The organism is Rhodothermus bifroesti, from assembly GCF_017908595.1.
GTDB lineage: Bacteria > Bacteroidota > Rhodothermia > Rhodothermales > Rhodothermaceae > Rhodothermus > Rhodothermus bifroesti.
Window position 1 is genome coordinate 203,921 of sequence record NZ_JAGKTL010000003.1, and the last position, 17,444, is coordinate 221,364.

At 56.3% G+C, this 17,444-nt stretch carries 17 protein-coding genes, 1 tRNA gene and 1 pseudogene; 10 read left to right on the forward strand and 9 right to left on the reverse strand.

Features of this window, described 5'->3' with window-relative positions; genetic code table 11:
• Positions 1-2: 2 nt before the first annotated feature.
• A complete protein-coding gene (locus J8E65_RS07795) occupies positions 3-1,727 on the reverse strand; it encodes an amidohydrolase family protein (RefSeq protein WP_210375197.1) in 1,725 nt (574 codons plus the stop codon).
• A 265-nt stretch (positions 1,728-1,992) separates the two neighbouring features.
• On the opposite strand from J8E65_RS07795, the gene J8E65_RS07800 reads away from it, so the two are divergent.
• Positions 1,993-2,241: a type II toxin-antitoxin system Phd/YefM family antitoxin gene (locus tag J8E65_RS07800; protein ID WP_210375198.1), complete on the forward strand. Its 249-nt coding sequence runs from the start codon at positions 1,993-1,995 to the stop codon at positions 2,239-2,241.
• Positions 2,242-2,252: 11 nt separating this feature from the next.
• Here the strand turns inward: J8E65_RS07800 and J8E65_RS07805 are convergent, their stop codons facing one another.
• The 3 genes from J8E65_RS07805 to J8E65_RS07815 form a co-directional block, all read right to left on the reverse strand.
• Positions 2,253-4,010, reverse strand: coding sequence for an ATP-binding protein (locus J8E65_RS07805; RefSeq protein ID WP_210375199.1), 1,758 nt, complete (start codon positions 4,008-4,010; stop codon positions 2,253-2,255).
• 231 nt (positions 4,011-4,241) lie between these two features.
• The gene (locus J8E65_RS07810; RefSeq protein WP_210375200.1) at positions 4,242-5,324 is read right to left on the reverse strand and encodes a class I fructose-bisphosphate aldolase; all 1,083 of its coding nucleotides are present in this window, start codon (positions 5,322-5,324) and stop codon (positions 4,242-4,244) included.
• Positions 5,325-5,451: 127 nt separating this feature from the next.
• Complete coding sequence (locus tag J8E65_RS07815) at positions 5,452-6,498, reverse strand: NAD(P)/FAD-dependent oxidoreductase (protein WP_210375201.1); 1,047 nt, start codon at positions 6,496-6,498, stop codon at positions 5,452-5,454.
• 86 nt (positions 6,499-6,584) lie between these two features.
• Here J8E65_RS07815 and thiO point away from each other — a divergent pair, with 86 nt between their 5' ends.
• The 7 genes from thiO (at position 6,585) to J8E65_RS07850 (ending at position 11,607) form a co-directional block, all read left to right on the forward strand.
• Positions 6,585-7,712 carry a glycine oxidase ThiO gene (thiO, locus tag J8E65_RS07820; RefSeq protein WP_210375202.1) on the forward strand — a complete coding sequence of 376 codons (1,128 nt, stop codon included), beginning with the start codon at positions 6,585-6,587 and terminating at the stop codon, positions 7,710-7,712.
• On the forward strand, positions 7,709-7,939 hold the full coding sequence (gene thiS / locus J8E65_RS07825) for a sulfur carrier protein ThiS (RefSeq protein WP_210375203.1): 231 nt from the start codon (positions 7,709-7,711) through the stop codon (positions 7,937-7,939). Before thiO ends, thiS begins: the two co-directional genes overlap by 4 nt.
• A gap of 13 nt (positions 7,940-7,952) precedes the next feature.
• Positions 7,953-8,771, forward strand: coding sequence for a thiazole synthase (gene thiG / locus J8E65_RS07830; RefSeq protein ID WP_210375204.1), 819 nt, complete (start codon positions 7,953-7,955; stop codon positions 8,769-8,771).
• Positions 8,772-8,776: 5 nt separating this feature from the next.
• Positions 8,777-9,442, forward strand: a complete 666-nt coding sequence (locus tag J8E65_RS07835) for a thiamine phosphate synthase (protein ID WP_210375205.1) — start codon at positions 8,777-8,779, stop codon at positions 9,440-9,442.
• Entirely contained in the window at positions 9,409-10,275 is an 867-nt protein-coding gene (gene thiD / locus J8E65_RS07840; RefSeq protein ID WP_210375206.1) for a bifunctional hydroxymethylpyrimidine kinase/phosphomethylpyrimidine kinase, read from the forward strand. The genes J8E65_RS07835 and thiD overlap by 34 nt, the downstream gene beginning before the upstream one ends.
• A gap of 73 nt (positions 10,276-10,348) precedes the next feature.
• A tRNA-Arg gene (locus J8E65_RS07845) sits at positions 10,349-10,425 on the forward strand.
• 54 nt (positions 10,426-10,479) lie between these two features.
• A complete protein-coding gene (locus tag J8E65_RS07850) occupies positions 10,480-11,607 on the forward strand; it encodes a tetratricopeptide repeat protein (RefSeq protein ID WP_210375207.1) in 1,128 nt (375 codons plus the stop codon).
• On the opposite strand, the gene glpK is transcribed toward J8E65_RS07850, so the two are convergent.
• The 3 genes from glpK to J8E65_RS07865 all read right to left on the reverse strand — a co-directional run bounded on the left by glpK (position 11,604) and on the right by J8E65_RS07865 (position 15,142).
• Entirely contained in the window at positions 11,604-13,115 is a 1,512-nt protein-coding gene (glpK, locus tag J8E65_RS07855) for a glycerol kinase GlpK (protein WP_210375208.1), read from the reverse strand. The two genes, J8E65_RS07850 and glpK, sit on opposite strands and share 4 nt — an antisense overlap.
• A 1-nt stretch (position 13,116) precedes the next feature.
• Positions 13,117-14,430 carry a GntP family permease gene (locus J8E65_RS07860; RefSeq protein ID WP_210375209.1) on the reverse strand — a complete coding sequence of 438 codons (1,314 nt, stop codon included), beginning with the start codon at positions 14,428-14,430 and terminating at the stop codon, positions 13,117-13,119.
• 76 nt (positions 14,431-14,506) lie between these two features.
• Positions 14,507-15,142 carry a sugar-binding transcriptional regulator gene (locus J8E65_RS07865; RefSeq protein ID WP_237181822.1) on the reverse strand — a complete coding sequence of 212 codons (636 nt, stop codon included), beginning with the start codon at positions 15,140-15,142 and terminating at the stop codon, positions 14,507-14,509.
• Here J8E65_RS07865 and J8E65_RS12725 point away from each other — a divergent pair.
• Positions 15,136-15,279: pseudogene (locus tag J8E65_RS12725) on the forward strand (4Fe-4S ferredoxin); the annotation flags it as partial. The gene J8E65_RS07865 and the pseudogene J8E65_RS12725 overlap by 7 nt on opposite strands.
• A 41-nt stretch (positions 15,280-15,320) precedes the next feature.
• On the forward strand, positions 15,321-15,416 hold the full coding sequence (locus J8E65_RS12665) for an LUD domain-containing protein (protein WP_341481752.1): 96 nt from the start codon (positions 15,321-15,323) through the stop codon (positions 15,414-15,416).
• A gap of 69 nt (positions 15,417-15,485) precedes the next feature.
• On the opposite strand, the gene J8E65_RS07875 is transcribed toward J8E65_RS12665, so the two are convergent.
• Complete coding sequence (locus J8E65_RS07875) at positions 15,486-16,547, reverse strand: alpha/beta hydrolase (protein WP_237181824.1); 1,062 nt, start codon at positions 16,545-16,547, stop codon at positions 15,486-15,488.
• A 29-nt stretch (positions 16,548-16,576) separates the two neighbouring features.
• Complete coding sequence (locus J8E65_RS07880) at positions 16,577-17,029, reverse strand: nuclear transport factor 2 family protein (protein ID WP_210375211.1); 453 nt, start codon at positions 17,027-17,029, stop codon at positions 16,577-16,579.
• Positions 17,030-17,444: the final 415 nt, after the last annotated feature.

Genomic DNA, 17,444 nt, shown 5'->3' on the forward strand with positions numbered 1-17,444 from the left:
TTTTACCTTTGTGGCGATTCGGTTCGGTGGCAGCGGAGCGGTAGAGTACCGTAACCAGGAACGTCGAGGCTTCCTTCTGCAGTCTGCCCTGTCAGCGTTAGGCGTGCTGTTACCTGGCCAAATGCGCTGGTAAAAAAGCCAAACGTCAGTTGCTGGCCTTGTAGCCGGAAGTTTTCCAGGGTGGCTGGTTGCGGCAAGGCGCTGCTGGAGATGGTACCGCTCCCCTGGCGAATGCGCAACGTGCCGTCGACGGGTCCATCTGGCGAGCTGACGGTGCAGCTCCAGGTGCCGTCGGCCGTTGGTAGTGGGGTTTCGGTTGGGGGACGTCGGGCTTCCTCAGGTGCTTTGATCTCGAAAAGTTCACCGGCTACAAAGACGTAGCGAATGCGCGTTTTTTCGTTAAACAGCGGACCATCGGTGATCACCAGATTGGCCAGTTTCCCGGGTTCAACCGTTCCTACGGCTTGATCTATACCGAGCAAGCGTGCAGCATCGATGGTCAAAGCCGCCAAGGCAGCCTCTTCCGAAAGCCCATGTTTTCCCATCGTGCGCAAATGTGCAGCAATTTTTTTCGGTTCAACGTCGCGTGTTGAAAATCCAAAGCGCAAACCGGCTGCATGCAGGCGGCTGGCTGTCTCATAGTATTTGATGCGCTCAAGCGCTTGTCGTGCTTTCAGGTTTTGCCTTTCGGCTTCGGTATTCCGATAGTCTACAACGCGCAAATTTGGACGATACTGTGCAGCTAAGGAATCATCAGAGGGCGCGATTGCCTTAGCTGCTGTATCCCGCGGCGCTTCAGGGAGGTTGAGCGTGAGAAATAGGGGTATGTTTGACGCACGGAGCTTTTCAAGGATATCGAAGCTGCCAGCCAGACCAGCCAGTACAACAGGGAAATTCAGTTCTCGATGCAAGGCCAAAACGCGGTGAAGATCCAGTGCGTCTTCCGTGTAGAAAAACACTGGTTTTTTCCCTTCAAGCACAGGGAAGAAGGCGGCATGCACGGCGTCGTAAGGAGGCGGCTCTAAGCCCGAGGGATTGGCTGCGTAGAGCGCGTTGAGATGGTGGCGGCGCGCTGCTTCGCGATAAAGCTGACGAAAGCGGGCCAGCACGGCCATATCGGTGGCCGGATAAACGCCACGGGCGGGCTCAAGCTGCACAAACAGCGAAGCATCACTGCGGTAGATCATGGCGTCTGCCGAGCTGCCGCGTAGAAGAACCAAGGCGCCGCGCCCGGGAAGCATGCCTTCGCGGGGTACGACATGGGCTAAGGTAAAGCCCGCGCGTCGCAACTGCTCCACCGAGGGATCATCGGGCTTAAGCAGCACGCGTACGTCACGCTCCGGGGTTAGTCCTGCGCGTTCAGGAGGTGGATTGCCTGGATTCGCAGACCGCTGTGGGGGTGTTTCCTCCTGTTTCGGAGCCGGAATGCCTACATGGGAAAGCCCATCAATAAACCCTGCATATACAACCAGCGAATCGCCTTGAATGACAAACGCATCGGGAGGTACACTAACGTTAGGACCCACAGCCTCGATAAGGCCGTTGCGCAAGACCACGGTTCCCTGAGGAATAATGCGGCCCGGTGCGACAACAATGCGGGCTTGCGTGATTGCATAGGTACGGGTTACCACCGGGGGGGAAGGAGCTGATTCGGCAGCGCGATTTTGTGCCTGGGATGCGCTCGGAAGCGCTACCAACAAAATAAACCCAATCCTTTGGAGCAGCATGATCGTGATTTTTTGGCACAAGGACTAAACGGTAAGCAATCGGTAAAATATACAGTCACAGCTGCAGCTTGTCTATACATCAAGGGAGAAAGCAGGCTAGACTACGAAAGAATACGTAGCGTATTATTCAAACTGAAAGGTGAAAAAATTTCTGCTTATGTTTTAGAGTGGAATAGGATAGATTTTACTGCGAAACTTTCTCTTTTAAGGTTCATTTATATCTTCGTCATAGTATTACAAATTTTATCTAATCTAGAGGTACGCCATGTATAGCACTAAGGGGATTGACGCTGTAGCCACGATTACGGAACTGCGCTCAAAGACTTCAGAGCTCGTGGAGCATGCAAAAGGTATCGAACGAGGCATTCTCATTCAGAAGAACAATGAGCCGTACGCTGTGCTTATTAGTTACGATTTATATCTCAAACTTTTGGGAGAACAGGTAGAAGCTCCACCGGTCTCGACGCGTCGTCGTCGGTCCCGAAAGACCTCTGCAGAGGGAGAAGTCTCTTAAGCGCGGTCGTTTTAGCGTATCGCTAGGAGTTGTTTTAAAGCTTCTACACGGGCCAGCATTGCTTCTCGATCCATGTTTTGCAGTGGCTCGGGGAGCAATTCGCGGCTCGTGCATTCTAGCGCAGCTACCAGGGTTTGCAACTCGATCTCCAGGGGGTAGGTAGGCGGTAGGAAGTCGTCTACTACCTCCTGGAGGATTTGCGGGGTCACTTCCTCGAGGCCTTGTGCCGCAGCCCGAAATTTAGCACGGGTTAACAAGGCTTCTAGTTCAGCGCCACTGAAGGCCCGCTCACCCTTTCGCAGGGCCGAGGGTACTTCTTCGAGCGAGAGAGGGATTCCCGTGCGGCGTAGCATAACTTCAAGCAGCTCATCACGCTCTTGTTGCGAAGAAGGATAAAAAAGTGCCAAGTGTTCTTCGGCCCGTCCTTGACGCTTGAGGTCAACAGGCATGAGATCGGGTCGTGCAGTGAGTAAAAAGAACAAGATGCGCCCGCGGTGGGCCGGGTTGCTCATGAACGAAGCAATTTGTGCAAACACGCGCTTTGACACACCTGAGTCGCCTTCTGCCTCGCGATGGCCTAAGGCGGCATCAGCCTCGTCGATCATGACCGCTACAGGCGTCATGGCTTCAAGCAGGGTGAGGATCTTTTCGAGGTTCCCCTCAGTGACGCCTTGCCACTGCGAGCGAAAGTTTTTGAGTCGGACCATAGGAATGCCAATTTCACCGGCAAAACAGGTGATCAGAAATGTTTTGCCGGTGCCAACCGGGCCCGTTACCAAGTATCCCATGGGAAGCACCTCGTAGCGACCCTGGCGAAGCGCTTGGGCTGCTGCACGCAGGTGGGCTTTGGCCCGATGATGGCCGGCTACCATGTCGAGCGTGTACTTCGTTTCAATAAACTCTAGAAGCCCATAGGCCTCGGCTTCGATGAAGGCTTTTTTCAGCGCTACCAGACGCTCAAAACTCAGCGGCGTGTGGTTTTCCAGCACATCAGCCAAAATGGTTCGGAGCTGAATAAGGTTGAGTCCTGCTGTATGGTGGGCCAGCACAGCGGGGGACAGCTCGGAGCGTTCAAGAAACGCTTTGGTTTGGCTACCTAGATAGCTTTCGATAAAGCTTTGCCGCACCTTTTCGTCGGGTAAAGGCAGGCGCAGCGCAGCGGTGTAGGGATTTTGCACCAACTGGCGGTGCAGATCGGTTAGGTTCTCTGTGATCAGGCATAGTGTAAAATCGCTTTGCAGCAGCAGGGGGTCATGCGACCACTTAAGCAGAAAAACCAACGCATCGCGATCTTCGCTGCTAGCAAAGGCGCCCTCTGTGGCAGGCACAATGGTTTCGGCATAGTCAATGATGCAGGCGATGCGGCGACCTTCGGCTAGGCGCAGCCGGAAGTAACGTTCCAGCAGCGTAAAGACCCGCACAGGGTCGCGTGGAAGCTGTCGGGCGTAGCTGCTACCATACAGTTGATCAAAGCCTTCCAGTGCACGGAAAAAGTCTTCGCGCGTAGCTGGGTTGGCAAACTGCAAGCCTGTCGAGCGGTCATAAAAAAGCACCAGATCGCGGGGCGCAAACAAATCGTCGCGCAGAAAGTCCCGCAACGGGACGTAACGAAAGCCATCGGGTTCGGGTAGCGGAATTAAATCGCGCACGTTGCCGTGCAAGATGAACTGGTTCGTTGTTTTCGTAAAGTAGCGGCGCGCCAGTTCTTGTACCCATTCCGGATAGAGCGGAAGCAGCGCGTCTACACTGGCTGGGGTTAGCGTGTTCATGGTAGGTCGCAAGATTAGAGCATGTACGCTGCTTACGAGCAAAGCATAAAAGCTGATTCACGAGGATACGCCCATGGCGTGGTCAAACTTGTGCAGGTAGTCTCTAAGGTTAAACTTTAGCCTATGCTAAAGGCTCTTTTACCTTTAGGGAATCAGTATTGGGGGCAGTACAAAAATAAATGTGCCCCTCCCTTATAAGGGAGGGGCGAAGAAGGAGGGAAAAAGTGTTGTTTAGGCGATGGTGATTTCAGTATTCAAATACACATCCTGGATCGCGTGCAGCAGGGCAACGCCTTCTGACATGGGGCGCTGAAAGGCTTTACGTCCTGAGATGAGCCCCATACCCCCAGCCCGTTTGTTGATTACGGCTGTGCGCACCGCCTCTCGCAGGTCGTCTTTTCCCTTAGACCCTCCCCCGGAGTTGATGAGGCCGCAGCGGCCCATGTAGCAGTTGGCTACCTGGTAGCGTGTTAGGTCGATGGGGTGTTCACTGGTCAGCTCGGTGTAGATGCGCTCGTCCAGCTTACCGTAGCTTGAGTCGCCGGTATTCAGGGCCTTGTAGCCGCCATTGTGCGTGGGCTGCTTTTGCTTAATGATGTCAGCTTCGATGGTTACGCCCAGATGGTTGGCTTGGCCTGTAAGGTCTGCAGCCGTTTCGTGGTTGACACCGTTGACTTTGAAGGCGTTATTGCGCAGGTAGCACCAAAGAATCGTCACCATCCCCAGTTCGTGGGCATAAGCGAACGCTTCGCTGACTTCTTGAAGCTGGCGACGCGATTCCGGTGAACCAAAGTAGACCGTGGCCCCTACCCCCAGGCAGCCCATGTTCCAGGCGTCCTTAACACGGGCAAACAAAATCTGGTCGTAAGTATTGGGGTAGGTGAGCAATTCGTTGTGGTTGAGCTTTAAAATGAAGGGAATCTTGTGGGCGTACTTGCGGGCCACGGCCCCCAACACGCCAAATGTTGTGGCTACCGCATTGCAGCCGCCTTCAATAGCCAAGCGAACGATGTTTTCGGGATCAAAATATTCCGGATTTTTGGCAAAGCTGGCGCCTGCGCTGTGCTCAATGCCTTGGTCGACAGGTAAGATCGACAGGTAGCCCGTGCCGGCCAGCCGGCCTGTATTGAACAGCTCCTGCATGGCGCGGAGCACCCGCGGATTGCGATCGGAGTCCTTCCAGACCCGATCGACAAAGTCCGGTCCGGGCAAATGCAGCATTTCTTTAGGGATTGTGGTACACCGATGCTCGAGAAGGTATTCGGCTTCGTCGCCCAACAGCTCGGCAATACGGGACGTTGTGACCTCAACCATGATGGCTTTCGGATGGTTTGTGTTCGGCGTTGATGGACTATAAACATAATACCCGAAAGGGGATAAAAACGATTCCTTAAGCACGCTTCTTCGCAAAGCACCCGTGAAGGAATGCGCTTTCGGTGCCTTAGGCTCTGGTCAGTCGCACCTCAGGGGGTAGCCGCTCAGGTTCAAAGAGCACTTTGGGCAGCCAAGAGGCTAAAAGCGGTGCAAAGAGCAAGCCACGTGAACCCAGCGCTGAAAAAAGCCAGACCCGCCGCCGGCTTGGTAGAGGGCTAAGTACGGGTAAGGGTTGCAAGGGACGAATAACGCGTACGCCTACCCAGGCTTCTTTAAATGTTGCACGTGCTATAGCAGGTACCCAGTAGGCGGCTTGTTCCTGCAATTGAAGGCTTTGGGCTGGTGAGGGCGCTAAGCTGGAGAATGTGAGCTCATAGGAGCTCCCTACATGCAAGTGATCTGGCCCAAAAACCACATGGACGTTGGCTACAACCGGCGGTAAATGGCCGAGTTCTGGAAGGCTGCTGAGCGCGATCGCTTGTCCCTTAACCCCCTGAAGGGGCAGCCGTGCCAGTTCTGGGTGGCGCACGTAGCCATAGCCTGGAGCAAGCACGACGTAGTCAAACGTATACGCTGCGCCGTTGGCTGCCTGGAGCACGACTTCCGTGGCCGTTTCTTGCCAATCAAGGATTTCTACGCCGCGATGTACTGGTACGCCAGCATGCGCCAATAAGCTTTGGATCAACGTGGCGACGGGAACCAGAAGGCCGCTGGGGATCCACAGAGCTCCATAGGGGGCATGTACTTGCGGAAAGTGGTCGCGGACGGCTTCGGGCGCAAGCCAAGAGGCCCACTGTGGGTAGCGGCGCGCTGCTTCCTGAAAATCGGTATATTGACGCGCTTCAAAGGCCACCCGCAGCAGTCCTCGTTGCACACGTACGCCAGTGGCCTCGAGCAAGCGCTCTAGCGCCTGAAGCGCTTCTTCATGGCGCCAGTTGGGGCGTGCACGCCGCGTCATGAGCGGATGAACCAGTCCGCCTTGGGCACGAAACGCTTCGGCTTGGGACGAACTTGCCTCAAAAACGGTTACAGTTGCATAAGGTGCAAGAGCGAAGGCTGCACACGCGCCCGCAAGGCCAGCGCCCACAACAGCAATCCGAGGTGAAGCTTGCATGATTTTCCCACTACGATTGAACCCGTAGCAAGGGCGACGTTATACTTTAAAAGTGTCCTCTGTCCGAAAAACTTGCTACATACGCCATGTCACAGCAACCGGTTTGCATCGTAGGCGGCGGCGTGATTGGCTTGGCCATTGGTTGGGAACTGGCCCGCCAGGGAAAGACGGTATTGCTGCTCGAGCGAAGCCAGGTAGGCCGTGCAGCTTCGTGGGCTTCGGCCGGTATGCTGGCGCCTGACGCCGAGATTCAGTTTGAAGAGCCTGAGCTCTATCAGTTTAGTAAAGAAAGTTTACGGCGCTGGCCCGACTATGCACAGGCACTCGAAGCTGCTAGCGGTCTTTCGATCGACCTGCGTACGGAAGGTGCGCTCATGGTGGCACCCGACCGCGACAGTGCTGAGGCCTACCGCCGCATCTATCGCTTTGCGAAAGAGCAAGGGCTCAACGTCGCGTGGTTGAGTGGGGAAGAGGCGCTGGCGTTGGAGCCGTTTCTAGCACCACGGTTGGCCGGGGCGATTCATGCACCGGAGACCTATCAAGTCGATAACCGACGGCTGGTCGAAGCCTTGCGCATTGCTTTTGAAAAAGCAGGCGGACAAATCCGTGAGCAAACACCTGTGGTCGCCATTGAGCCCGATGTGAAACGGCCGGTGGTACGCACCGCTCAAGGAGAGCGCATTGAAGCCGAAGTGGTGATCTTAGCTGCCGGCGCTTGGTCAGGTGAAATCGAAGGGTTAGGCTGGAAGCCGCCGCTGCGGCCGATTAAGGGACAGGTCATTGTGCTAAGCATTGAACCTCCTTTTGGGCTGCGTTATGTGGTCCGTGGACCAGATGCCTACCTGGTACCTAAGCGGGATGGGCGATTGATTGTGGGGGCAACCATGGAAGAAATGGGATTCGACACGCGCGTTACGGCCGGAGGGCTATACCGACTGCTGGAGGGCGCTTGGGAGCTCGTGCCTGGCATTTATGATCTACCTGTACAGGAAGTTTTAGCTGGACTCCGACCTGGAACGCGCGACAACCGACCGCTGCTGGGCTACGGAGCACCAGGCACGGTGCTGGCTACCGGACACTACCGCCACGGCATTCTCCTGACGCCAATCACTGCCCAGGAAATTGCCCACCTGGTGCTTACTGGAGAAACCTCCGACTGGATAGCCCCGTTTTCCCCTGAGCGATTCCTAACGGCTTCTGAGACCTTGCCATGAGTGCGCTGACCGAGTCGATGCCCATTGTACTCAACGGTGAACCGTATGAAGTGCCGGCAGGTATGTCGATTGCGGACCTGCTGTGGCATCTAGAAATGGATCCTGAGACGGTGCGCGGCATTGCCGTAGCGGTCAACGACGAAGTGGTGCGCCGCGCGCAATGGGCCGAGGTGCGCCTTCAGCCTGGCGATCGGGTTGAACTGGTAACTGCCCGCCAAGGCGGATAATCCTACGTTAGCCATGAAACCTTTGCCGATTGAGGGGGACGTACTGCAGCTGGCCGATGAGCCGCTCCGCATTGGGCCCCTAACGTTACATTCGCGGCTGCTGATGGGCTCCAGCGGCTATCCCAATGTGCAGACAATGCTTGAGGCGCTCAAAGCTGCTGGTGCCGAGCTGGTGACCGTAGCGATTCGCCGCATCAATCTTAAAGACCGCTCCGAAGAAAGTCTGCTTGCCCTACTAGAGCGTCACGGCTACACGGTGCTGCCCAATACGGCGGGTTGCTACACAGCCCGAGAGGCGGTTTTGGTAGCTGAACTCGCCCGCGAAGCCTTAGCGACCAATCTGATCAAGCTCGAAGTTATTGGCGACGACGAAACGCTGCTGCCTGATGTCGAACAGCTCCTAAAAGCAGCACGGGAGCTTATTGAACGTGATTTTGTGGTACTGGCCTACACGAACGACGATCCGATTACCTGCCGCAAACTAGCCGATCTGGGTTGCGCAGCCGTTATGCCTTTGGCTTCCCCAATCGGGAGTGGCATGGGGGTGGTCAATCCGTACAACCTGCACCTGATTCGCGAGCTCATTGACGATGTCCCTCTAATTGTTGATGCGGGCATCGGCACAGCCAGTGATGCTGCCATGGCTATGGAGTTGGGCTACGATGGCGTACTGGTCAACTCGGCGATATCTCAGGCCGAGCATCCCGTGCTCATGGCCCGTGCTGTTCGCTATGCGGTCGAAGCTGGCCGGTTGGCCTTTAAAGCCGGACGTATGCCCCGACGCTTTTATGCCCGACCCTCTTCACCGCTGGAAGGGCGCGTAGGGCATTAAGGCTCATGAACGTTTCGTTACCTCGCTTGCTGTTGATTGCCGATCGGTTCACAGATCCAAAGCGGGCTGATCGGGTGGCGCAAGCTGTTGCTGCTGGTGTGGCTTGGGTGCAACTTCGTGACCACAGCGTCGATGTCTTTACCTTTGCGCGTGTTGCCAAAGAATTGGTAGGCAGGCTGCGCGCGCTGCGGCCTGAGGTACTTGTTACGGTGAACACGCACGTGGCTCTTGCTCAGCAGCTGGGTTTGGGCGTGCACGTTGGCCTGCGGGGGCCCTCGGTAGCCGAAGCGCGGCGCCAAGTGGGTTCCCAGCTGCTTTTGGGCTACTCGGCGCACGATGTGGCTTCGGCCCAACAGGCGGCTTCCGAGGGCGCCGATTATGTGGTTTTTAGCCCGGTTTTTGCTACCCGCAGCAAACCTGAACGTCCCCCTGCCGGACTAGAGGCGCTAAAAGCGGTCTGCCAGAATGTATGCATCCCTGTAGTGGCCTTGGGAGGGATTACCCCAGAGCGCGTGTCAGACTGTTTGCAACAGGGCGCCTACGGCGTGGCCGTCGTCTCCGCTATTTTGGAGGCCCCGGATCCTAAGCAAGCCGTTCGGGCGTTTTTAGATGCATGCAAAAGCCTAGACCACACGCTATGCAACCCCAAACACGACCCCTTCCCCCTGTAGCCCTTACAATTGCAGGGAGCGATTCGGGTGGCGGAGCCGGCATTCAGGCCGACATTAAGGCCATGCAGGCGAACGGCGTGTTTGCCGCTTCGGTCATCACCGCCATCACGGCGCAAAACACCAAAGCCGTTACGGCGGCTTTTGAACTGCCATTGGACTTGATCGAAGCGCAGATCGATGCGGTGTGCGAGGATTTGCCCATTGCAGCTACCAAGACGGGCATGCTCTCTTCGGCTGCAATTATCGAGCTGGTGGCCAGCAAAGTGGAGGCCTGGCAACTACGCCCGCTCGTGGTCGACCCAGTGATGATTTCCAAAAGTGGTTATCCCCTTTTGCGACCTGATGCAGTTGCCACGCTGCGCGAGCGTCTCCTGCCGCTAGCCACATTGGTCACGCCCAATGCTCACGAAGCTGCGCATTTGACTGGAGTAAAGATTCAGACCATAGAAGACCTTTATGAGGCCGCTCAGCGCCTAAAGGCTATGGGGCCTGAGGCCGTGCTGGTCAAGGGGGGCCACCTGGCGCAGATGGCTGAGGCGGTCGATGTACTCTACGATGGGCAGCGCTTTGAGGTTTTTCGGGCACCCCGCATCGATACGCCCCACACGCATGGGACCGGTTGCACCTATGCCTCGGCCATTGCGGCCAACTTGGCCCGAGGATTTTCACTCCTAGAAGCTGTGCGTCGGGCCAAACAGTATGTGACTGAAGCCATCCGCCATGCCCTACCTTTGGGCAGCGGCCATGGCCCGACCCATCATTTTTATTTTCTGGAAGACTTTAACCGCTTTCCTATAGGTCCGGCAGAACCTGCTCCGCAGGGTCGCGTATAACGCGATGCATTTTCACAGGCGGCAGCTTGCCCGCGCAGGCATGCTGCGTGTATTTTAACCGCCCACAACCGGTGTGCCCGTAGCTCAGCTGGACAGAGCGTCTGACTACGGATCAGAAGGTCGGGGGTTCGAATCCTCCCGGGCACGCCAGTAGCCCAGTCCAGTGGTGGACTGGGCTTTTTTGTTCAACCTTGCTTAAGCTCCATGGTATCGCCAGCATTTTCACGTAGCCAAGCCGCTGCGTTATGGCGGCAGGCTCGTAAGGCGCATGCCCAAAGCCGATTTGCTGAAGCGGCACAGCATTACCTGGCCGCTGCTCGGCTGCTACCAAAACATCCCGATAAGCAAGCTGCAGCCTACCTTGAGGCAGCGCATGCGCTTCGCCTGGTTGGGCGCTTTCGGCAAGCACTTCGCCTCTACGCACGTGTGCAGGCGCTAGCACGTAGGCTGGGCGATGCCTCGCTAGGCATGGATGCCCGTGTGGGCGAAGGGATGGCCCGAAGAGCCTTGGGCGACTTGCAAGAGGCCATCGGTTGCTTTCGCGAAGCACTGGCCTATTACCAAGCGCAAGGGGACACTGAAGGCTATGGCTATACGCTCTGGAGTTTAGGTGGGGCATTGCGCCTAAGCGGTGATTTTGAGGAAGCGCAGGATTGCTTGCTTGCAGCCCTAGAAATCTTCCAAGACGAGCAGCCCTCGACGGCCGAGGGGTACGTCCGCTGCGCACTGGGCGGTTTAAGCCGCATGCGAGGGGAATACGACGCCTCTTTGGCCTATTACCAGGCGGCCGAACGCATCCTCGAAGCATGCGACGATTTGTTTGGTCGTGCCTATGCGGCTTGTGGAATTGCGAATGCCTACCGCATGTTGGGCAAGACCGAAGCTGCCCATCACTACTTTGCGCAAGCCCAACAGCGCTACCAGCAGATCGGGGACCGGGTGAGCTATGCCTACACGCTTTGGGGTGAGGGAACGCTGTTGAAGATGACAGATGCTTTGGCGCAAGCCCGCGAGCGTTTCCGGCAAGCGCTACAGCTTTTTCGGGCTACAGGCGACGATCGGGGTATTGCCTATGCTTATTTGGGATTAGCTGAGCTGTTTCTTTTGGAAGGTCGTGCGCCCCAACGGGCACGACAGTACTTAGTGGCTGCACGCGATCGGACAGAGCAGCATGGGTACAGGTTTGAGCGGCTTCATGCTGAGCTGCTATTGCACCTTTCGGGTTTGGAACCCCGAGCAGATGGGCTTGAGGCCTTGCGCAATGCCTATCGTCGCTGCGGTTCGCATTGGCTTGAAACCACTGCTGGCACACTGCCCTTGAACATCCCCTAAACAAGCCAGCCAAGTGCACGTTCTACGGCCCGTTTCCAATTTTGGTAGAGGTGCTCGCGTGTGGCAGCGTCCATACGAGGCTCCCAACGCTGATCATAAGTGCATAAGGTGCGCAGGGTGTTCAGGTCGGGCCAAAAGCCAATGGCTAGTCCAGCCGCAAAGGCCGCTCCTAAGGCGGTGGCTTCGGCGAAGGCAGAGCGCAAGACAGGCAGGTTCAACACATCGGCCTGGAATTGCATGAGCAGTGCGTTGCGTACCATGCCGCCGTCTACTTTGAGCAACCGGGGAGCAAAGCCAGCATCTTGGGTCATTGCCTCTACTACGTCGCGTGTTTGATAGGCGGTAGCCTCAAGGGCAGCTCGGCAAAGGTGTTCTTTGCGGACGTAGCGGGTAAGCCCAATCACCAATCCACGGGCATCGCTGCGCCAATAGGGGGCAAAGAGGCCGGAAAATGCGGGTACCATGTAAACGCCTCCGCTGTCGGGCACGCGCTGGGCTAAGGCTTCAATTTCGGCTGCTTCCGTGAAAAAGCCCAGATTGTCCCGCAGCCATTGTACTAAGGCCCCGGCGATAGCGACGGACCCCTCCAGGGCATACGTGGCGGGTTGGTTGCCCAACTGGTAGGCTACTGTAGTCAGCAGGCCATGCCGAGAGGGCACGGGTTGCATTCCTGTGTGGAGCAGTAAAAAGCAGCCGGTGCCATAGGTATTTTTGAGTTCTCCGAGTTCAAAGCAGCCCTGCCCTATCAGTGCAGCTTGTTGATCTCCCAGGGCAGCGGTGAGCGGGACTTCTGCGCCTAGGGGGCCGTCTTTTCGCGTGAATCCCCAGGGCTCTGGTGCACTGGATGGGACAATGCGCGGCAGCATTGCTTGGGGGATATCCAAAGCGCGCAGAATGTCTTCGTCCCACGCCAGCGTATGCAGGTTCATCAGGAGGGTTCGGCTGGCGTTGGTCACGTCGGTTACATGCACGCCGCCTTGGGGACCACCGGTAAGATTCCAAATGAGCCAGCTTTCGATGGTGCCGCACAGCGCCTGGCCGTTTCGGGCAGCGCGTTCAAGTTCAGGAAGACGGTCGAGCAGCCAGCGTAGCTTAGGGCCAGAGAAGTAGGTGGAAAGGGGCAGGCCTGTCTGTGTGCGAAAGCGGTCTGTGCCGCCGTCGCGGGCTAGCTTCTGGCAGAGGGCATCGGTACGCGTGTCTTGCCAAACAATCGCGGGAGCGTAAGGCTGGCCGGTGCTTTGATCCCAAACGACGAGGGTTTCGCGCTGGTTAGCTATGCCAATGGCAGCGATTTCGCGGCCGTTTAAGGCAGCCTGCGAAAGGGCCGTACGGATGACCGATTGGGTGTTTTGCCAGATCTCCAGCGGGTCATGCTCTACCCAGCCTGGTTTTGGGTAGTGTTGCTTATGCTCTTGCTGGGCCAGGCTGACCAGCTGCGCTGCACGATCGAAAATCAAACAACGTGTGCTGGTGGTCCCTTGGTCAATCGCAAGGATATAGGAAGCCATATTATAGGAGCACGTAATACAAGAGCGTGACTGTTAGGATGCCAGCAAGCCCCTGAAAAAGGGTAGCCAGCGAAAAGGTGCGCAAGGCTGTGGTCATGTTCATACCCGAAAACTGGGCAACCACCCAAAAATAACTGTCGTTGAGGTGCGAAACCACCATAGCCCCGGCACCCATGGCCAGTACGACCAAAACGCGGGCCAGCTCAGACGTTAGTCCCATTGCCGGCAGCAACGGGGCCATCAAAGCCGAAGTGGTAATGAGCGCGACGGTTGACGATCCCTGTGCACTTTTGAAGAGGGCAGCAATAAGAAACGGCATCCAAAGTCCTAGGGGATGTGCTGCCAAGGCAGCGCCGAGCTTGTCCCCTAAGCCTGTAGCCTGCAGCACATAACCTAGAGCTCCTCCAGCTCCAGTAATCAGGAGAATGCTCCCTGCTTGGGTGAGTCCGTCGGCAATCCAGCGCTGCTGCCGCATTTCGCCAGCGGGCGCTTTAAACATCAAGGCTAGGAGTACGCCTATAAGCAAGGCAATCACAGGGTGACCAGCAAAAACGAGCGTAGCGTGCACCCAGCTTTTGTTTGAAGGCGCTCCAAAAGCGAGCACAATCGATCGCAGTGCGATGAGTACCACGGGGAGTGCGATCGGAGTTAAGGCTTTTAAGGGCGATAAGGGCGTATCTGGCTCAGGCGCTGAGGGTCCCTCAGGCATTTCCGCTGAAAAACGCGTCGCATAGCAATGGGCCCACAGCAAACCCACGGCAGCTGCAGGGAGCGAGGTAAGTAACCCTAAGAGGAGCACCAAGCCTACGTCAGCCTCCAAGGTGGCAGCAGCTGCTAGGGGTCCTGGGGTAGGTGGGACAAAAACGTGGGTTGCGTAGAGGCCGCTGGCCAGGGCCACAGCTAGTAACGGAATGCTATATGTTTGTGAGCGTAGTGCTCGAAGTAGTGGGGCCATAAGTACAAAGCCAGCGTCGCAAAAGACAGGAATAGCGATTGCCCAGCCGCCAAGCGATAAAGCCAAAGGGGTACGCGTTGGACCGAGCTTGCGCAGCAGGTAGTGGGCTAAAGCGCGTGCGCTGCCGCTGCGCTCGAGGGCAACGCCCAGCACAGCTCCTAAGGCAATGACCAATCCGATACTTTCCATGGTGCGGCCAAAGCCTGTAATCAAATGCGTTACGAGTTCTGATGCTTTCAGGCCGCCAGCAAATCCTACAGCGAGGCTGCCAAGCAAGAGCGCTAGAAATGGGTGCACGCGGAAGCGCGCAATGCTTACCACAAGAGCAGCAAAAAGTAGCCCCAAGGCCAGCCACAGCATGTCCGATAAGCCTTTGTTTTGCCCTTAAAGTAGGCAATCCCCCGAAGCATTGCCACACAGCATAGGCTGCAGCAGCTTAGGGGAGCAGCTGCTGTGCTGTTTCGTGGTCCGTAATGAGCACCTTAACATAGCCGCCCCGTAGGGCGCCTCGGATAGCCTCGACTTTAGCGGTTCCACCTGCAATGCCCACTACGCGCGGGATGCGTTTAAGCTCTTCCAGCGTGATTCCGATAAGATGACGGTCCAGGGAAGTGTGTACGGGTCGCCCTTGGGCATCATAAAAGCGCATGGCAATGTCCCCCACGGCACCGGCTTGGACGAGTTCCTGGTAGAATTGCGCAAGCTGTTCATCTTTTTGATAAAAGATCGGGTTGGTAGTTAGGGCTCCAATGCCTGTGTAGGCGATGGTCAGTTTGGGAAACAGCGCCAGTGCTGCCTGTACGTACCGGTCGGAGAGAAGAATTTCCTTGGCTTCTGGGCGTTGCACAATGCCTGGAGCAGGGAGGAGGGTGACCGATGCCTGGAGCAGCTGAGCTAGGCGTCGAGACAGATCCGCTGCGTAGGCTTCCGCTTCTGGGGGGCCGATGCCGCCTAAGGTTTGCACGACGTGCACCCTGGGGATGGGAAGCGCCTGCAGCTGCTGTATCATTGCCTGTAGCGTCGTTCCCCAGGTAATCCCAATGATGTCACCTGGCTGGAGGGTACGGTGCAGGTATTCGGCTGCTGGCCCGAAGTGCTACAGGACAACCCATCACAGTGTACACAACGCACATCGGTCGCCCGCGCCTAGGGCAAGAGCTGCACGTCGTACTGGTTGATAACGGTCGAAGCCGTCGGTTAGGCCTGCCGCTGCAGTGCTGGCTTCGCGATGGCAGGGGTTTGGTCTTTGGGTGGCCGGCCCCTCAAAAACTGCCGATATTGAGCAGACCCTGGTACATGGCGTCCATGGCCCACGAAGGTTTACGGTAGTGCTCGCCAACGCATAGCAGTTGGGAATGCTCAAGACGCGCCTGAAGCTGGTCACGGATGGCCTTGTTCTCAGGCTGCGTAGGACGTCAGTCAGCCAGTTTCTTGCTTTGGAGCCAGGCGTAGAGATGGTCCGCTATTTCCACATTATTTAGATCAGACATAGGAAAATGCGTATTGCCTCGAATGCCAATAGCGGGGAGTTCAACCAAGGTGACATCACCCCCATGGCGATTTACCGCGTCTCTCCAAAGCCGCGCCAGCGCAAGGAAAGCCCGCCATTGATCTTGGCCCGGGTACGCACTGGGTGTTTCAGGAATATTATCGCCGTAATAAACCAAAATGGGGATTGGGGTTAACTGCCGAAACTCTTCCAGAGGTGCTGTGGTGGGTGCGGCTAGTCCACCAGAAAAAGGTATCGGATCTGGGGTTTCTCCTTCTGGAAAGACGAAGCCGCTGGCAGGTTCAAAAGACACGATAGCGCGAACGTTGGGGTTTTTCATGGCTAGGCGCCATCCCAAACCACCGCTTTGGGAATGCGTAACTAGGATGCCTGGCCCGATGCGGTCAAACAGGGCCGAGACGGCCTCGATAAGGACCTGAGGTTCATAGGGCCCTGTATTCGGCGTCATCTGGCGGAAGAACTGGTTGAGCGCTTCAGGGTCGCGTGAAAACTGCACGTTGGGGAAAAAGTCTGGCCAGATGCCGAGGCGGAAAATGCCAAACCAAAGTTGCTCGTCAGGGGTAGCCTCCAGCATTGTAGGTTGCGTGCTGCGTCCAGCGCGTCCCCGGCGAGGTTGATCGATCAAGTAGACTGCAAAACGCCGACGTAAAAACAAATTTTGAAAGCCTTCGCGCCCATCTGGTGTGGTTTCCCAGGTCTTTGCCGATTGTCCGTGCCCATGCCAGAAGACAAGCGGTAACTTTCGGGCACGAACCGGGATCTGATAAAACACATAGGCATGATCCCCGTGTAGCGTTTGTCCCTGAGGATCGGGGCCAGCCGGGTTGTAAGCCCCTTGCCGAATAGGATCAAAGGTGCCAGGGGCAGCGACAACAGTACCTCCTACAAAAAAGCTTCCCTGCTCCTGCACAACTAAGGGCTCAGCTTTCCGGTTCAAATCTTGTGTGCTGCAGGCACAAAAAAGCATAGCGATAAGGACAAGCTTCACCCGCATGGCTATTGGCCCAAAAGTCGCGTAAAGGTCAAAGCGCCTAACTTCCAGTTACCTTGTTCCTGCACATACACTTCGGCCACCATGAAGGGATTGGTAACTTCATTGCCTCCAACTACAGCATCTAAACGAATGCGGTTGAGTAGCAGTGCTGTTGTGGGAGACAAAAAGCGCACAGATACCTCAAAGATCTCGGCATGTTTGTAGTGAATACCGCCACCCCGAATAACCTCAAGCTCTTGATCTCTGGTTAACGTTCCCCCCATGTGCACAAAAACAGCCTGTGCATGAAAGAGCGCAGCGAGCGAGTCCACTTGACGCTCGGCCATCCATTCCCACTTCTTTTTCGAGAGGTTGATGAGTTCTTGCTCCAGAGTGCCTAACGGTTGGGCATAGCTATAGGGTGAGCTTAGGCAAACAACACAAAAAGCGAAAAGAGCTGCGCGTAAGGTTTTCATAGCCAGTCATTAACCTTTTGCCAAGCATTGCCAAAAGTTAAGGCCTAAGGAGGTCAACAAGGGTAGAAAGATTTTCTTAAATGCCTATAGAATTTTCCAAACCTTGGCGTGTCTAGGCCTAAAGCTAGGCTTAGGCGCAACCGTGATCCTTAGCGCAGGATAGTGCAGATCGCATGGATCACCAAAGCGGTTTGGCAGGGGGGTAGTTACTTAGGGCTAGCTTTTCGCTGTTAGCATTTTGGGGCTGAAGCGCGCATCTTGAAGATGGCTAGCGTGCCGACAGGGTTCTGGATAACGTGCCCGAGCAGGCGGCGTCGGAGAAATGACGCCGCGTATAAAGGGCTTCTCCAAACGAGAGAGAAATGGTTTGCTTTGGGATGGCCGCTCATTGGGGCATTGCTATTGGGGGTTGGTA

Coding starts and splice junctions, on each gene's coding strand:
- thiG (WP_210375204.1), top strand. CDS start 7,953: ATGAAACCTTTGCCGATTGAGGGGGACGTACTGCAGCTGGCCGATGAG.
- glpK (WP_210375208.1), bottom strand. CDS start 13,115: ATGGCTTCCTATATCCTTGCGATTGACCAAGGGACCACCAGCACACGT.
- thiD (WP_210375206.1), top strand. CDS start 9,409: ATGCAACCCCAAACACGACCCCTTCCCCCTGTAGCCCTTACAATTGCA.
- thiS (WP_210375203.1), top strand. CDS start 7,709: ATGAGTGCGCTGACCGAGTCGATGCCCATTGTACTCAACGGTGAACCG.
- J8E65_RS07800 (WP_210375198.1), top strand. CDS start 1,993: ATGTATAGCACTAAGGGGATTGACGCTGTAGCCACGATTACGGAACTG.
- J8E65_RS07815 (WP_210375201.1), bottom strand. CDS start 6,498: ATGCAAGCTTCACCTCGGATTGCTGTTGTGGGCGCTGGCCTTGCGGGC.
- J8E65_RS07805 (WP_210375199.1), bottom strand. CDS start 4,010: ATGAACACGCTAACCCCAGCCAGTGTAGACGCGCTGCTTCCGCTCTAT.
- J8E65_RS07835 (WP_210375205.1), top strand. CDS start 8,777: ATGAACGTTTCGTTACCTCGCTTGCTGTTGATTGCCGATCGGTTCACA.
- J8E65_RS07850 (WP_210375207.1), top strand. CDS start 10,480: ATGGTATCGCCAGCATTTTCACGTAGCCAAGCCGCTGCGTTATGGCGG.
- J8E65_RS07795 (WP_210375197.1), bottom strand. CDS start 1,727: ATGCTGCTCCAAAGGATTGGGTTTATTTTGTTGGTAGCGCTTCCGAGC.
- J8E65_RS07880 (WP_210375211.1), bottom strand. CDS start 17,029: ATGAAAACCTTACGCGCAGCTCTTTTCGCTTTTTGTGTTGTTTGCCTA.
- thiO (WP_210375202.1), top strand. CDS start 6,585: ATGTCACAGCAACCGGTTTGCATCGTAGGCGGCGGCGTGATTGGCTTG.
- J8E65_RS07875 (WP_237181824.1), bottom strand. CDS start 16,547: ATGCTTTTTTGTGCCTGCAGCACACAAGATTTGAACCGGAAAGCTGAG.
- J8E65_RS07860 (WP_210375209.1), bottom strand. CDS start 14,430: ATGCTGTGGCTGGCCTTGGGGCTACTTTTTGCTGCTCTTGTGGTAAGC.
- J8E65_RS07810 (WP_210375200.1), bottom strand. CDS start 5,324: ATGGTTGAGGTCACAACGTCCCGTATTGCCGAGCTGTTGGGCGACGAA.